General features: G+C 61.1%; 13 protein-coding genes, 1 tRNA gene, 1 pseudogene and 1 riboswitch. Of the genes and pseudogenes, 8 read left to right on the forward strand and 7 right to left on the reverse strand.

The annotated features are described in order from the left end of the window. From ACQY7U_RS18475 to ACQY7U_RS18485, 3 genes and pseudogenes are all read left to right on the forward strand, one after another. A pseudogene (locus ACQY7U_RS18475) lies at nt 1-111 on the forward strand (aldolase); the annotation flags it as partial. Further along, on the forward strand, nt 104-1,624 hold the full coding sequence (locus tag ACQY7U_RS18480) for an FGGY-family carbohydrate kinase (RefSeq protein WP_428647548.1): 1,521 nt from the start codon (nt 104-106) through the stop codon (nt 1,622-1,624). The pseudogene ACQY7U_RS18475 and the gene ACQY7U_RS18480, both read left to right, overlap by 8 nt. A gap of 185 nt (nt 1,625-1,809) precedes the next feature. Next, a complete protein-coding gene (locus ACQY7U_RS18485) occupies nt 1,810-3,429 on the forward strand; it encodes a GMC family oxidoreductase (RefSeq protein WP_428647551.1) in 1,620 nt (539 codons plus the stop codon). A 23-nt stretch (nt 3,430-3,452) separates the two neighbouring features. Here the strand turns inward: ACQY7U_RS18485 and ACQY7U_RS18490 are convergent. Then, a tRNA-Gly gene (locus tag ACQY7U_RS18490) sits at nt 3,453-3,526 on the reverse strand. Nucleotides 3,527-3,695: 169 nt separating this feature from the next. On the opposite strand from ACQY7U_RS18490, the gene ACQY7U_RS18495 reads away from it, so the two are divergent. Further along, nucleotides 3,696-4,502, forward strand: coding sequence for an ion transporter (locus tag ACQY7U_RS18495; protein ID WP_428647554.1), 807 nt, complete (start codon nt 3,696-3,698; stop codon nt 4,500-4,502). Between the two features lie 65 nt (nt 4,503-4,567). After that, a complete protein-coding gene (locus ACQY7U_RS18500; protein ID WP_428647557.1) occupies nt 4,568-6,022 on the forward strand; it encodes a gamma-glutamyltransferase in 1,455 nt (484 codons plus the stop codon). A 20-nt stretch (nt 6,023-6,042) separates the two neighbouring features. Here ACQY7U_RS18500 and ACQY7U_RS18505 read toward each other — a convergent pair whose 3' ends face one another. Beyond that, entirely contained in the window at nt 6,043-6,591 is a 549-nt protein-coding gene (locus tag ACQY7U_RS18505; RefSeq protein ID WP_428647560.1) for an IMPACT family protein, read from the reverse strand. Nucleotides 6,592-6,598: 7 nt separating this feature from the next. Beyond that, nucleotides 6,599-7,735: a 2'-deoxycytidine 5'-triphosphate deaminase gene (locus ACQY7U_RS18510; protein WP_428647562.1), complete on the reverse strand. Its 1,137-nt coding sequence runs from the start codon at nt 7,733-7,735 to the stop codon at nt 6,599-6,601. A 120-nt stretch (nt 7,736-7,855) separates the two neighbouring features. Next, nucleotides 7,856-7,935: riboswitch (SAM riboswitch) on the forward strand. A 42-nt stretch (nt 7,936-7,977) separates the two neighbouring features. On the opposite strand from ACQY7U_RS18510, the gene ACQY7U_RS18515 reads away from it, so the two are divergent. After that, nucleotides 7,978-9,177: an O-succinylhomoserine sulfhydrylase gene (locus ACQY7U_RS18515; RefSeq protein WP_428647565.1), complete on the forward strand. Its 1,200-nt coding sequence runs from the start codon at nt 7,978-7,980 to the stop codon at nt 9,175-9,177. A gap of 269 nt (nt 9,178-9,446) precedes the next feature. Here ACQY7U_RS18515 and ACQY7U_RS18520 read toward each other — a convergent pair whose 3' ends face one another. Next, nucleotides 9,447-10,073, reverse strand: a complete 627-nt coding sequence (locus tag ACQY7U_RS18520; RefSeq protein WP_428647568.1) for a CDP-alcohol phosphatidyltransferase family protein — start codon at nt 10,071-10,073, stop codon at nt 9,447-9,449. A gap of 176 nt (nt 10,074-10,249) precedes the next feature. Here ACQY7U_RS18520 and apaG point away from each other — a divergent pair, with 176 nt between their 5' ends. Continuing rightward, nucleotides 10,250-10,651 carry a Co2+/Mg2+ efflux protein ApaG gene (gene apaG, locus ACQY7U_RS18525; RefSeq protein WP_428647571.1) on the forward strand — a complete coding sequence of 134 codons (402 nt, stop codon included), beginning with the start codon at nt 10,250-10,252 and terminating at the stop codon, nt 10,649-10,651. A gap of 30 nt (nt 10,652-10,681) precedes the next feature. Here apaG and ACQY7U_RS18530 read toward each other — a convergent pair whose 3' ends face one another. Together ACQY7U_RS18530 and ACQY7U_RS18535 are read right to left on the reverse strand one after the other, a co-directional pair. Then, a complete protein-coding gene (locus ACQY7U_RS18530) occupies nt 10,682-11,767 on the reverse strand; it encodes an alpha/beta hydrolase family protein (RefSeq protein WP_428647574.1) in 1,086 nt (361 codons plus the stop codon). 18 nt (nt 11,768-11,785) lie between these two features. Then, a complete protein-coding gene (locus ACQY7U_RS18535) occupies nt 11,786-12,199 on the reverse strand; it encodes a tellurite resistance TerB family protein (protein WP_428647577.1) in 414 nt (137 codons plus the stop codon). Nucleotides 12,200-12,511: 312 nt separating this feature from the next. On the opposite strand from ACQY7U_RS18535, the gene ACQY7U_RS18540 reads away from it, so the two are divergent. Beyond that, entirely contained in the window at nt 12,512-14,170 is a 1,659-nt protein-coding gene (locus tag ACQY7U_RS18540; RefSeq protein WP_428647580.1) for a lysine--tRNA ligase, read from the forward strand. A gap of 73 nt (nt 14,171-14,243) precedes the next feature. Here ACQY7U_RS18540 and ACQY7U_RS18545 read toward each other — a convergent pair whose 3' ends face one another. After that, complete coding sequence (locus tag ACQY7U_RS18545; RefSeq protein WP_428647583.1) at nt 14,244-15,047, reverse strand: pyrroline-5-carboxylate reductase family protein; 804 nt, start codon at nt 15,045-15,047, stop codon at nt 14,244-14,246. Nucleotides 15,048-15,093: the final 46 nt, after the last annotated feature.

The raw sequence follows: 15,093 nt of genomic DNA on the forward strand, positions 1-15,093 counted from the left end.
CGCAATATCTATCAGCATGACAATCCGAAGGCTGTCGTTGCTGCGCTCATGGCGATGATCCATGACGGAGCGGGCGGTGAGGAAGCTTGGGACATCTACAACCGTGGCTGATGCAAAAAGATATCTTCTGGGGCTCGATGCGGGCAACACGGTCATCAAGGCCGTGTTGTTCGATCTGGAGGGGCGGCAGGTGGCGCTCCATGCGCTGGATGGCCAATCGTCGACGCCTCAGCCCGGCCATGTCGAGCGGGATCTTGGCGAGCTTTGGGAAAACGCGCAGCTGGCGATCCGCCGCTGCATCGAGGAGGCGGCCATCGACCCGTGCCAAATCGCGGCGATCGGCTGCGCGGGGCATGGCAACGGGCTTTACTTGCTCGACCGTGACAACGCCCCGCTGATTGGTATCCAGTCGCTGGACACGCGGGCTGCGGATCATGCCGCCCGGTTGAAGGTTGACAAGGGAGAGGTGCTCTATGAGCTCTGCCGTCAGGAGCCCTGGCCGTCGCAGACGCCGGTGCTGCTTGCCTGGATCAAGGAGAACCGCCCCGACCTCTATGAGAGGGCCGGTACGGTACTGCTCTGCAAGGATTTCGTCACCTTCAAGCTGACGGGGGAACGGGTCAGCGACATCTCGGACATGTCCGGCTGCGGGCTGACGCGCATGCCGGAGTGTGTCTACGACGAGACGCTGCTGGCGCATTACGGACTTTCGGATGCCGCTGACTTGTTGCCCCGGTTGATCCAGCCGACGGACATTGCCGGACGGATCACGGCGGAGGTTGCCGGAGAAACCGGGCTTGCGGAAGGAACACCCGTCGCCGGTGGCTATTTCGACGTGATCGCCAGCGCGCTCGGCTCCGGCGTCGTCCGGAATGGCGAAGCCTCGATCATTGCCGGAACCTGGAGCGTCAACCAGGTGTTTTCCTCGGACCCCGTGAACGATCGTAGCGTCTTCATGGCGTCGGGATTCGGACCGGGCAGATACGTGAATATCGAATCCAGCGCCACATCCGCCGCCAATCTTGAATGGTATGTGCGCGAATTCGTCGAGCGGGGCGGACATCACGACGATCCCTTCGGCCATTGCAACGCGCGTATCGCCGAAGTGTCGCCGGCGGCCGACGATCCGTTTTTTCATCCGTTCCTCTACGGATCGGGGCAGGGGGCGGATTTCCGGGCCGGCTTCTACGGCCTTGCCGGCTGGCATACGGAAGGCCATCTCCTGCGGGCCTTGTTCGAAGGGGTGCTTTTCGAGCATCGCCGTCATATCGACGTGCTGATGGGATCGGGCGTTTCATTCGAGCGGGCCGTTCTTTCAGGGGGGGGATCCCGCAGTCCCGTCTGGCCTCAGATGTTCGCCGATTGTCTCGGCGTTCCGATTACCGTTGCCGAGACCCAGGAAACCGGTGCGCTCGGCGCTGCCATCGGGGCCGGGATCGGTGCAGGGGTGTTCGCAGGCTATGATGAGGCTGTCTCCGCTATGACGCGGGCCAGGCAGACCTTCAACCCGGACGCTTCCCTGAAGGCGCACTTTGACGCCCGCTACCGGACCTACCTGAGGCTTGCGGAGGCTATGCGGCCGTTTTGGGAAGAGATGCGACAGGCGGCCTCGGGGCGCAAGTGAAACACGCGAGTTGTGCTTCTTCCATAATTACTTAGGTTGAATGGCCGCGACGCAATTTCAGGTGTATGCGTAAGGATACCTTGCCCGGACTCCGGTTCGAATTTGCAAATAGAAACTTCAGCTCCGGCGCTTCATCGTAAATGTGCCGGACGTGTTCAAGGTCGAAATCAGGGAACAGCAGCAAGATGAACCAGCCGATTTCTCTGGATGGAACATACGATTACGTGATCGTGGGTGCCGGGACGGCCGGTTGCGTGCTTGCCAACCGCTTGAGCGAAGATCCGAACACCCGTGTGCTGTTACTGGAAGCCGGTGGCTCGGACAATTATCACTGGGTCCATATCCCGGTCGGCTATCTTTACTGCATCGGCAACCCGCGCACGGACTGGATGATGAAGACCGCGTCCGAGCCGGGGCTGAACGGCCGTAGCCTGGTCTACCCGCGCGGCAAGGTTCTGGGGGGCTGCACCTCCGTCAACGGCATGATCTACATGCGCGGGCAGGCCGCCGACTACGACCGCTGGCGCCAGCTCGGCAATCCCGGCTGGGCCTGGGACGACGTCCTGCCCTATTTCCTGAAATCGGAAGACCACCATGCCGGCAAGACCTCCTTGCACAACAGCGGCGGCGAGTGGAAGGTGTCCAGGCAGCGGTTGACCTGGGAAATTCTCGAAGCGGTCCAGGAGGGAGCGAAGGAATTCGGTGTCGAGCCGCGGCCGGACTTCAATGACGGCACCAACGAAGGCAGCGGCTTCTTCGAGGTCAACCAGAAGGACGGCGTGCGCTGGAACACGGCCAAGGGGTTCCTGAAGCCTGCGCTCAAACGGCCTAACCTGCGAGTGCTCACCCATGCCGAGACACGGAATATCCTGCTGGAAGGCAAGCGGGCTGTTGGCGTCGCCTTCACCTGCAAGGGGCAGGAGATGACTGTCCGCGCGGAAAAGGAAGTGCTGCTGGCCGCGGGAGCGATCAATTCACCGAAGATTCTTGAACTGTCCGGCATCGGCAACGGCGAGGTACTGGCCGATCACGGCATTAAGGTTCTGCACGAACGCTCCCAGGTGGGGAAAAACCTGCAGGATCACCTGCAGATCCGCACGGTCTACAAGGTGAAGAACGCGAAGACGCTGAACACCATGGCCAACAGTCTTTTCGGCAAGGCGGCGATTGCCCTTCAATACGGGCTGACGCGCTCCGGGCCGATGTCCATGGCGCCCAGCCAGTTCGGCATGTTCACCAAGTCCGACCCGGCACTGGAAACGCCGGACCTGGAGTATCACGTCCAGCCACTTTCCACCGACAAGCTCGGTGATCCCTTGCATCCTTTCCCGGCCATCACGGTTTCGGTCTGTAACTTGCGCCCGGAAAGCGTCGGCTCGACCCATATACAGAGCCCGGACCTCGCTCTTCAGCCGGACATCCGACTGAATTACCTGTCGGCGGAACGGGACAAGGACGTTGCTGTGAAATCCGTGCGTCAGGCGCGGGAAATCATGACGGCCAAGGCGCTTCTAACCTATCAGCCCGAGGAAATTCTTCCCGGACCGGAGGTCGCCAGCGACGAGGAGCTTTTGAAAAAGGTCGGCGACATCGCCACCACCATCTTCCACCCGGTCGGCACCTGCCGCATGGGGCCGGATGAGGAAGCCGTGGTCGATCCGCAGCTCAAGGTGCGTGGGGTTCAAGGCCTCCGGGTCATCGATGCCTCCATCATGCCGAAGATCGTTTCGGGCAACACGGCCTCGCCGGTTGTAATGATCGCGGAAAAGGCGGCGGACATGATCCGGCAGGAACGAGTGGCTTAGCGGTTGGTCGAAGTTCGGGAAACTGGAGCGGGTGAGGGGAATCGAACCCCCGTCTTAAGCTTGGGAAGCTTCTGCTCTACCATTGAGCTACACCCGCTTGAGGCGTTTCCAGCTTTCTGCGCTGCCTCGCGGAAACTGTCAAGCGGACTTGTTGCGCGAACTGCTGTTTTCCCGCGCGGAGAGATCTTGCGCTGCAGCGCAACAATCGCCATGTTTCGCGCGGCGCCCAGGAGCGCCGGTCAGCCAAGAAATTTCCGGGAAAGTTCATGCGAAATCAGGTGAGGGCGCTGGTCACGTCGCGCAATTGGGAATTCGGTATCATCGGCATCATCGTTGTGAACGCGGTGACGCTCGGTCTGGAAACGAGTCCGTCCGTCATGGCAGAAATCGGCAGCCTTCTGCTATTTCTCGATCAACTGATCCTCGGCATATTCGTTGTGGAACTGGTGCTGCGGCTCTATGCCCATGGACCGAAGTTCTTCAGGGATCCCTGGAGCCTCTTCGATTTCACGATCGTTGCGATCTCGCTGATGCCGGCAAGCGGTGCCTTTAGCGTGCTGCGGTCGCTGCGTATCCTCAGGGTGCTGCGCCTGATCTCCGTGGTGCCGTCGCTCCGCCGCGTGATCGGCGGCCTCATCTCGGCGCTGCCGGGCATGGGCTCGATCATGGTGTTGATGGCGTTGGTCTTCTATGTCTTCGCGGTCATGGCGACGAAGCTCTATGGCGCAGCCTTTCCCGAATGGTTCGGTGACATCGGCAAGTCGCTCTATACGCTGTTCCAGATCATGACGCTGGAAAGCTGGTCTATGGGCATCGTGCGCCCGGTCATGGAAGAGTTCCCGCTGTCCTGGCTGTTCTTCGTGCCGTTCATTCTGTCGACGGCCTTCACGGTGCTCAATCTCTTCATCGGGATCATCGTCTCGGCCATGCAGGAAGAGCATGAAGCCGAGGCGGATGCCAACCGGCAGGCGATCCACGACGAGACCGGCATGATCCTGGAAGAAGTGAGGGCACTCCGGGCGGAGGTGAAGGAACTGCGCGCCCATGTCGCTGAAGATCGTCTAAGGGTTTAGGCAACAGCACGCTGGATCGAAAGCGGCGCTTGCGTTTCGGCGAAGTGCATGATTTGTCAAAAGCTATGGCACGACAGGCAAAAGGCACCATAGCGGCAGGTCATCAGCTGACAGTGGAAGCAGGCGCTGAAATGCTGCGCGAGGGCGGTAACGCCTTTGATGCGGCAATTGCCGCGCTCGCCACTGCCTGTGTGTGCGAGCCGGTTCTGGCGTCTCCCGGCGGCGGCGGATTTGCCATGATCCGCAACGGTGGAAGCGGGAAAACGACGCTGCTCGACTTTTTTCCGCAAACCCCGAAGCAAAAGCGGGGCGATTGTTCCGCAGGCTTCAGGAGCATCACCGCCGATTTCGGAGCAGCGACGCAGGTTTTCCATATTGGACCGGCAACCGTCGCGGCGCCGGGTTTTTTTGCCGGTCTCACGGCGCTTCATGAAAGTGGTGCGACGCTGTCGCTGGCGGATCTTTTCGCTCCGGCGATCAGGATCGGCAAGACAGGACACCGGGTCACCGGCTATCAGCATTATCTGTCCACGGTGGTCCGGCCGATCCTGACGGCAACGGCACCTGCCAAAAAGCTGTTCGCGCCTTCCGGTGACCTGCCCGCTGCCGGATCGGTGTTCTACAATCCCGAAATCGCGGATCTGTTTGCCGAATGGGCACAGTCGGACTGGTTGCAAACCGGCATTGCCGGTCAGGTGCTGGCAGAGCAAAACGATGGCGGCCACCTGACCCGGGAGGATCTGGAGGGCTACAGAGTCCATGCGCGCGAGCCGCTTTGCGTTGATCTGGACGGGGCAACCGTCTACCTCAATCCGCCACCGGCTGCCTGCGGGACGCTGATCCGCTACGCGCTCACCCATCTTGACGCTTTCGATGTGACTGGCATGGCCCGCGCCCTGCACTTGACCGACCAGGCGCGTCTTGCCGCCCGCGGGGACCTCGCACAGCTTCTGGACCGTCCGATGCGCCAGAAGGGCACAACCCATATTTCGGTGGCAGATGCTGAAGGAAATGCCTGTTCCGTCACGGTTTCCAACGGGACCGGGAACGGTGAGGTCGTTGCCGGGTACGGTTTCATGCTGAACAACATTCTCGGAGAAGAGGATGTGAACCCGGCAGGTCGTGCTGATTGGCCTGTCGACACAAGGCTGGCGTCCATGATGTGCCCGACCTTGATCGACGCTCCGGGCGGAGGCCTGATCGCCCTCGGGTCAGGCGGTTCCAACAGGATCCGTTCGGCGATCTTCCAGGTGGTTGCGCGTATCTGCCTCGGACATGCCGGACTTGAGGAGGCGGTCCGCGCACCGCGGCTCCACATCGAAAACGGGCATCTGGACGTCGAGGCGCCTGGGGTCGTCAGTGCGTTGCCGCAACTGAAAGTCCTCTTTCCGGACCATTGCATCTGGCCGGAAAAGAATATGTTTTTTGGAGGTGTGCATGCCGTCTGCGCCGACGGGAGCGGCCGGTTTTCCAGTATCGGAGACCATCGCAGGGAAGGCGCGGCAGTGGTTGTTGACTGATGCCTTGAAGGGGCGGGCCTTCAAAGCTGTGAGAGCGCGTCCTCCGGCCCTTCGACCGTCAGCGTCACGCCGTCTTCGGTGTAATCGCGTGCGATGACCGTCAGCCCCAGCATTTCGATCTTCCGCTCCACTTCCGAGCTATCGGCAAATCCGGCCTTCACTTTTTGGGTGAGGATCTTCTGAAACACCACCAGTTCGGCATTGTTGATCGCGTCCTGTGCCGCGCCCGAATAGGCGCGGGCGAGGCCGCCGCCGCCGAGTTTGGTGCCGCCGAAATAGCGCACGATCAGAACGGCGCAGTTGATCAGCTCCGCCCCCTGCAGAACGCGCAAGGTCGGCATGCCTGAGGTGCCGGCCGGTTCGCCGTCGTCCTTGCCGCTTTCCTCGATCCGGTCGTCCTCCAGCAGGCGACGGTGGGCAGTGACGATGTGCGCGGCCTTCTTGTGCTCCTTGCGCAGTTCCTCCAGGCGCTGGTCAAACAGCTCCAGGGGAACGAGATGCGCCAGGAAGCGGGACTTCCGGTCCTCCAGAAATCCTTCAAATTCTCGGGTGATCGTTTTCAGGGTCATACGGGTTTCAGGCGGGCGCCCTGAAGTGCTTGGAAAGCTTCAGGGCCTGCCCCTGATAGTTGGAGCCGATGCCTTCGCCGTAAAGGCGCTCGGGCCGTTCGGCCATGTGCTCATAGACAAGGCGGCCGATGGTCTGGCCGTGCTCGACGATGAAGGGCACGTCGTGGGAGCGAACTTCCAGAACGGCGCGCGAGCCGATGCCGCCGGCGCCGACATGGCCGAAGCCCGGATCGAAGAATCCGGCGTAATGCACCCGGAACTCGCCGACCAGCGGGTCGAAGGGCACCATCTCGGCGGCATAGTCCGGCGGTACATGCACCGCTTCCTGGCTGACCAGGATATAGAACGCGTCCGGGTCGAGGATCAGCTCGGCATTTTGGCGGCGGTAGATCGGCTCCCAGAAATCGAGCGGATCCTGCGCACCGACCTTGTCGACATCGATGAGGCCGGAATGCTGCTTGGCGCGGTAGCCGATCAGGCTGCCCGGACCGTTGCCTTCCAGGTCGATCGAGAGCTGGACGCCGCCGCCGATGCGCTCGTTGCCGCCGCTCATCAAGGTATGCGCCTTGTGAACCTCTTCCAGTTCGGCGTCCGGAATGAGCGACTGCCCCCGGCGGAAACGGATCTGGCTGAGACGCGAACCGGTGCGTGCCAGGATCGGGAAGGTAAGCGGCGAGATCTCCGCATAGAGCGGGCCGGTGTAGCCGGCCGGAATGGTATCGAAGGCAAGGCCGTTGTCGGTGATGACGCGGGTGAAGACGTCGAGCCGTCCGGTGGAACTCTTCGGGTTGGCGGTGGCGGAGATGTCGGCGGCAAGTGCCAGGCTTTCCTGCAGCGGCACGATGTAGACGCAGCCGGTTTCCAGAACGGCGCCTTCCGTCAGGTCGACGGTGTGCAGTTTGAGCTGTTCCAGCCTGTCTGCCACCTTGATGTCCGGGCCGGGCAGAAAGCTGGCACGGACGCGGTAGGCTACCCTGCCGAGGCGCAGATCGAGGCTGGCGGGCTGCACCTGTCCGGTAACAGGCGGCTCGGCAGACAAGATCTCGCCGGTAGTGAACATGGCGTGAATGATACGTTCGGGCAAAATGCCGCTAGCTGAGAGAGATGCGCTTCCGTTCAAGGCCTGACCCGCTGTCACGTTCATCTATGTGTCCTGCATGTTCGTTCGTCCTACGTCCTTAAAGGATGCGGCGGCTCGCGCCAACAGGGTTTCTGCGGGTTTGGCAAAGGAGATTGACCCGGGAGGCGTTTTCCCTTATTCACAGCGCTACCTCGTGGTGATTTGGGCCGGCCGGCTTGCAGCCACGTTAAACAAGTTGCTAAAAAGGCCGGAGGTGCGAACCCCGGTCTTCAGGCTGGGGTTTTTTGCGTTTGGAGCGGAATGAAATGACTGAGAACACCAAAACCGGAAACAGGAAGTGGCGCCCGGCAACCAATCTGGTTCATGGCGGCACCATGCGGTCCCCGTTTGGTGAGACCTCCGAGACCATTTATCTGACGCAAGGCTTCACCTACGACAATGCCGAAGCAGCGGAAGCCAGGTTCAACGGCGACGATCCGGGCTATGTCTATTCCCGCTACGCCAATCCCACCGTCACCATGTTCGAGGACCGCATCAAGGCGCATGAAGGGGCGGAAGCCGCACGTGCAACCGCCAGCGGCATGGCGGCCGTAAACCTGGCGTTGATGGCCTCCGTCAAGGCGGGTGATCATGTCATCGCTTCACGGGCGCTCTTCGGCTCCTGCCGCTATATCTGCGAAACGCTGTTGCCGCGCTTCGGTGTGGAAAGCACGCTTATCGACGGCACCGACATCGACCAGTGGAAAGCCGCCGTCCGGCCGAACACAAAAGCGATGTTCCTGGAAAGCCCGACCAACCCGACGCTGGAAGTCATCGACATCGCCGCCGTCGCCGAAATTGCCAAGGCTCAGGGGGCGCGCCTGATCGTCGACAACGTCTTTGCAACGCCGCTGTTCCAGTCGCCCTTGCAACTGGGTGCCGACGTCGTCGTCTATTCGGCCACCAAGCACATCGACGGTCAGGGCCGCTGTCTTGGCGGCGTGATCCTTTCCGACGAGGAATGGATCAACGACGAGGTCATGCCATTCGTGAAACACACCGGCCCGCACATGAGCCCGTTCAGTGCCTGGGTGCTGCTGAAGGGGCTGGAAACCCTGCCGCTGCGCGTCGCCCGCCAGACGGAAAGCGCCGGGCAGATAGCCGATTTCCTGGCCGGCCAGTCCAAGGTGAAGCGACTGATCTATCCGGGACGGGACGATCACCCGCAGGCAGATGCGGTCAAGCGCCAGATGCAGGGCGGGTCCACCATGGTTGCGCTCGAAATCGAGGGCGGCAAGGAAGCCGCGTTCCGCTTTCTCGATGCGCTGGAGCTGATCAAGATCTCCAACAACCTGGGCGACGCCAAGAGCCTCATCTGTCATCCGGCGACGACGACGCACCAGTCGATTGGCGAGGAAGCGCGTGAAGAGCTTGGCATCACCGACGGCATTCTGCGGCTGTCCGTCGGTCTGGAAGATCCGCAGGATCTTCTGGAAGATATCGAAAAGGCCCTGGCGGCGCTCTGAGGTCCTTAGCAAATTTGATGGGAAAAGCCTCTCTCCCGGCGGGAGAGGGCCCCGGTCTACAGACAAAGTCCTTTTCCGGCGCAGTCCCGGCCAAGCGGAGAGCGAGCCGGGACCTGAGAGCCGCGAACTCCCGTTTCGACTTGCAAGATCTTCTGCTTTTGGCTCAATGATCCCGGATCTTCGCTCCGCTGCGTCCGGGAAGGCCTTGCCGTGTTTTTCATTGCTCCGAGCCTCTCTCCCGATGGGAGCACAGCCCTTGCCGATGGATATTACTCGGCGGGTTCCGGCTGATGCCGCAAGGCGCTGACCCCCATCAGCACGCGTGCGCCTGCGGAAACAAAGCAGATTGCGGCGAACGCCCAGGCAAGCACCGGGAACCAGTCCGGCCGCAGGGCGACCAGCAGGAAGAGGGCGATGGTTTCCGTGCCTTCCGCCAGGCCGCTGAGATAGTAGAGCGATTTCGCGCCTTGAGACTGTGTGGCGAGGCCGCGTTTTTCCGCCATGATGGCAAAGGCGAGGAACGCCGAACCGTTGGCGTAGAAGCTGCAAAGCAGCGCTGCGGCCGCCAATGCATTGGCTTCCGGATCGAGGAAGGCGAAGGACAGCGGAATGGCGCCGTAGAAGAAGAAATCCAGCGATATGTCGAGATAACCGCCGAGATCGGTCTTGTGGGTTGCTCTGGCAACGGCGCCATCGAGCCCGTCCGCCAGCCGGTTCAGGGCGATCAGCAGGAAGCCGATCAAGGTCGCGCCCGACGATATGGCAAGTGCCGCACCGACGCCGAATGCAAACCCCAGCACCGTCACCGAGTTGGCCCCTATGCCGGCAGCCGCAATCTTTCGTCCCAGGACATTCAGGGGCGGGTCGATCAGGGGACGGAGACGGGCGTCGAACATAGCTGGCACGCAGATTTTTGTATCTTTCTGCCGTCTACATGCAGATTCCTGCAGCAAATCACAAGTAAGTCTCTTTCACGCCTGCGTCATTGGCCCTATAAGCGCCTCCTGAATGAACGGGCTTTTGGTTACGGCTACAAAAAAATCGTCCTGGCCTGAATGCAAAAGGAATAATCGTGTCCGGCAGTTACAGCGCCATCACTGAAGGGATCGAAGTCTCGGTCGAACCGTTTTATCTGGACGATGAATCGAAGCCGGAGGAAAGCGCGTTCATCTGGGCCTATATGGTCGAGATCCATAACGGTGGTACAGAACCGGTGCAGCTGAAATCGCGTTATTGGCTGATTACCGATGCTCTTGGCCGACAGGAGGAAGTGCGCGGCGAAGGGGTCATCGGCGAACAGCCCGTGATCGAACCCGGCGAGACGTACGAATACTCCTCGCACTGCCCGCTTGCCACCGACAGCGGCATCATGGCCGGCTCCTATTCGATGGAACGTCCGGACGGGACATCGTTTGAGGTGATGATCCCGGCTTTTTCGCTGGACTTGCCGGACGCGATCCGCAGCCTGAACTAGGAATGGACAGCGCGTAGCGCGCGAAGCTGTTCAGTTTGAACGGCCTGACGGCTTTCCCGCGGCGGAATTTTCTGTCGCCAGGCCGTTGACCCAGCCGGTCAGGGTCTCCAGCGCTCCCGGCGCATAGGCCCGGCGGCCGAGAACGGCGAACAGGGTCTTCAGCCCTGCAGGCATGTTGCCTTCTAGCTGATAGTTGAAGAGACCTGCCCGCAGCAGGGCATGTGTGCCGCCGGGAACGACCACGGACCGGTTTGCCTTGTGCCTCCCCTTCAGGATCTCGCGATAGCCATTCGAATTGGCCACCGGGTCGACGTTAAGGTCCTCACTGCCGTGGATCGTCAATACCGGGGCGGAAATGTGCCATAGGTTGTGGGTGGAATCGGCCCGCATGTTCCGCTGAACGAAACCGAAGCGGGGCTCGGACATTGGCGTTTCGTCCATGCCGCTTGCCAGGTAGTCCTGGTAGGAGAAGGACTGCGGACGCAGTTTGAGATCGGCGTCCATCCCTGCCTTGAGTGCCGCCTTGATATCCTGCCCGCTTGCCCCTGCAAGTTCCATCTTCCGCTTCGTGTAATAAGCGCCCTGGCGCAGCCAGTTGATCGCACCGCCGACGATCACGAAGAAGTCGCCGCGTGCAGGTTCCTGCGCCAGGATCGGCAGAACCCAGCCGGCTTGTGAAAAGCCGAGAAAACCGGCAGGTGACGTCTGAAGCCCGGGCTGCTGCTTTACCGTGGCAAGGGCCGTGGCCGCAAGCCGCGCCCGGTCGTCCATGGAAAAGGACAGCCAGTTGCCGCCGCTTTCGCCGATGCCCGGCTTGTCCCAGGAATAGACGGCAATTCCGCTGTCCAGAAGCGTGCTGATGAGCGGCATGTAGCCGTCACCTGAATATCTGTCCGCCGGTCCGTCACCATGAACCAGCAGCACCAGCGGCGGGTTTTCCGCACGCGGCAGGTGAAGTGTGCCGGCAACGGAATAGCCGTCAAAATCAAAGGCGAGGGGCCGGGTCCTGTATTCCGAAAAGTCGAAATCCTGCAGACCCTGGAAGGCCAGGAAAAGGCAGCCCAGAACGACAAGGGCAACCGCCGCGACCCAGGCAAGGGCCTTCTTTGCCTTCACTCGACTGCTCCGACGGCGTCAGACCGTTCTGTAACGGGCGATGGCACCGCGTTCGATGGCGGCAACGGTCAGCTTGTCGAGGTGGAAACGGTCGCGCAGGAGCTGGAGAATGCGCAGCTCCTCCTGATGGACCTCAAGGTCGGCGGCCGCAACTTCCACGGCAAGCGCATAAGCGGTGTCGTAAAGCTTGTGCGGCAGCACGTCGCCCACCAGCTCCAGCACCAGGGACAGGCCGTTGTCTTCCTGAAGAATGTCTCCGCAGCGCTGGGCCGCAGGAATGATCCGGTTGGTATCGTAGCCCTTGAAGACCGGGAGCATCTTGATCATGTCGCCAATGGTCGCCAGTTCGTTGTCGGTCATCGCATTGTCCGACGCGGAGACGATCACCATCACGTAGATGAGGGCTTCCTGCACGCTGATTGGCTCATTCATAGACACTATTCATTCTCCGCTGGCGCCATATCCTGGCAAGTCTGAAGGCCCGATGTAATCGCTTGTGCGGCAAGCTGCAAGTCACTGGCCTGCGACAATCGGTTGTCAGAGGCTCCATCCTTCAAGGCTCCGCCGGATTGAAAGGCTGCATGGAAGGAGCGCCAACCCTTCCAAACCGGGCAATTTACCTGCATTCATGCGATTGCACATGAAAGCGGCTTGATCTAGTGTCGCGCCGCAGCATCCGGCCACCGGACGATACGGCGCCGGAACGGAGCTGCCTTCATCTCAACAACAGAATGACATTTGAAAATGACCGACCAATCCCTGCCGCCGCTTGACCTTTCGCAAGAGTTTGTCGAGGCAGCCACGAAATCGAAAGCGTGGCCGTTCGAAGAAGCGCGAAAACTGGTCAAACGGATCGGAAAACGGGATCCGGTGAAACCGGTCCTTTTCGAGACCGGCTACGGGCCGTCGGGCCTGCCGCACATCGGCACCTTCGGCGAGGTGCTGCGCACAACCATGGTGCGCACTGCCTTCCGCTTGCTGACAGAAGACCAGATCCCGACCCGGCTGCTGTGCTTTTCCGACGACATGGACGGCATGCGCAAGATCCCGGAAAACGTGCCGGACCGCGCCGCGCTCGAGCCTTACCTCCAGATGCCGCTGACGGCGGTGCCGAATCCCTTCGGCGGCGACTTCGACAGCTTCGCCGCGCATAACAATGCCATGCTGCGCCGGTTCCTGGACACCTTCGGCTTCGACTACGAATTTGCCAGCGCGACCGAATACTACAAGTCCGGCAAGTTCGACGAGGTGCTGATCCGGGCGACCGAGAAGTATCAGAAAATCATGGACGTCATGCTGCCGACCCTCGGGGCGGAGCGCCAGGCGACCTATTCGCCGTTCCTGCCGATCTCGCCGGCGTCCGGCCGGGTCCTTTATGTTCCGATGAAGGACGTGAACCCGAAGGACGGCACGATCACCTTCGAGGACGAGACCGGCGAGGACATCACGTTGCCGGTGACCGGCGGCAAGGTGAAGCTGCAGTGGAAGCCGGATTTCGGCATGCGCTGGGCGGCGCTGGACGTCGATTTCGAGATGTTCGGCAAAGACCACATGACCAACGCGCCGATCTACGACAAGATCTGCAATATTCTGGGCGGCAAGGCTCCGGAGCATTTCGTTTACGAGCTGTTCCTGGACGAGAAGGGCGAGAAGATCTCCAAGTCCAAGGGCAACGGCCTGACCATCGACGAGTGGCTGACCTATGCTTCGCCGGAAAGCCTGGCGCTCTACAATTTCCAGAAGCCGAAGACCGCGAAGAAGCTCTATTTCGACGTCATCCCGAAGGCCGTGGACGAGTATTACACCTTCGTCCAGAAGTACGACCAGATGCCGGTGGAGCAGAAACTGGGCAACCCGGCCTGGCACATTCACTCCGGAAACATTCCGCAGATCGACATGCCGGTGCCCTTCGCCATGCTGCTGAACCTCGTCTCCGCGTCGAACGCGGAAAACAAGGATGTGCTCTGGGCGTTCATTTCGCGCTATGCGCCGGGTGTCACCCCGGAGAACCACCCGGAGCTGGACGCGCTGGTGGGTTACGCCATTCGCTACTTCGACGATTTTGTCAAACCGAACAAGTCGTTCAAGACACCGGACGATGTCGAGCGTCAGGCTCTTGAGAAGCTGGACGAGACCCTGGCTGCCCTGCCGGCGGATGCGGACGGTGCGGCCATTCAGGATGCGGTTCTGGATGTTGCCCGTGCCATCGAGCGCTATCAGGACCAGAACAAGAAAGGCCCGGACGGCGGTCCCGGCGTTTCCGTTGCCTGGTTCTCGGCGCTTTACCAGCTCTTGCTTGGCCAGGAAAAAGGCCCGCGCTTCGGGTCCTTCGTGGCGCTCTACGGCATTGCGGAGACCCGCGAGATGATCCGCAAGGCGCTGGCCGGCGAACTGGCGGCGTAAGCAGGACCAGGTTTTCAAAAACCGAAAGAGGCGGAGCGATAAGCTCCGCCTTTTGTATTTGCGGGTGCCGGTCTCAATCAGCTCCTGCAATCGTCCGGACCCGCTCCACGCAGGAGTCCAGTCCCTCGGCGATCAATCGGTCGACACCGAGATCCTGCAGCTTGAGAAGACCCGCCGCTGTCGTTCCGCCGTAGTCGATCATTTCCTGGACATAGGCGGCCGGTGGCAGCTGGCTGTCGGACATGACTTCGCCGCTGGCCAGCAGCAGCTGCTTGACTGCCTTTGAAGCGATTTTCGGGTCGACGCCGCCTGCGACAGCGTATTGCACCATGCAGTCGGCAAAGTAGGCCGCGAAACCGGGTACCGGCCCGGTGATCGCCGTGAATACCTCGATCTGGTGTTCGTCAGATACTTCGTCGGTTGAGCCGCAGGTGGCAAACAGCATTTCGACGATGGTGCGATCTCGCGGCTCCAGGCCGGGCACCGCCACCCAGGGCGAATACGCCAGGCGCCAGCGGGCAGCGGGGCTCGACATGGCCCGAACGGTTTTCCGGCTGCCGGTCAGGTCGCCAAGAGTTTGGAGGCAGATGCCGGCCATCACGGAAATGACGAGTTTGCCGGGAGCAGAAACACCGATCGTGCCGGCGAGGGCCGGCGGGACCGACAGCAAAATGACATCGCAATGATCCGCCAGGTCCTGGTTCGAGGCGGTGACATTGACCGAGGGCCAGGCCTCGAATCCCGCGGCGGTGCCGGACCTGTTGGAAATCCAGAGATCCTGTGGCGCAACCTCGCCGCTGGAGAGCCAGGCCGTTGCAATCGCACTGCCGAGCTGTCCGGTTCCTCCGACAACGCCCACCTTGAGATTGTCTGTCATGACCTGGCCTCCTGCGCTCGATAGATCCTCAGGAGGAATCTAGTAC

Source organism: Roseibium sp., assembly GCF_050301095.1.
GTDB lineage: Bacteria > Pseudomonadota > Alphaproteobacteria > Rhizobiales > Stappiaceae > Roseibium.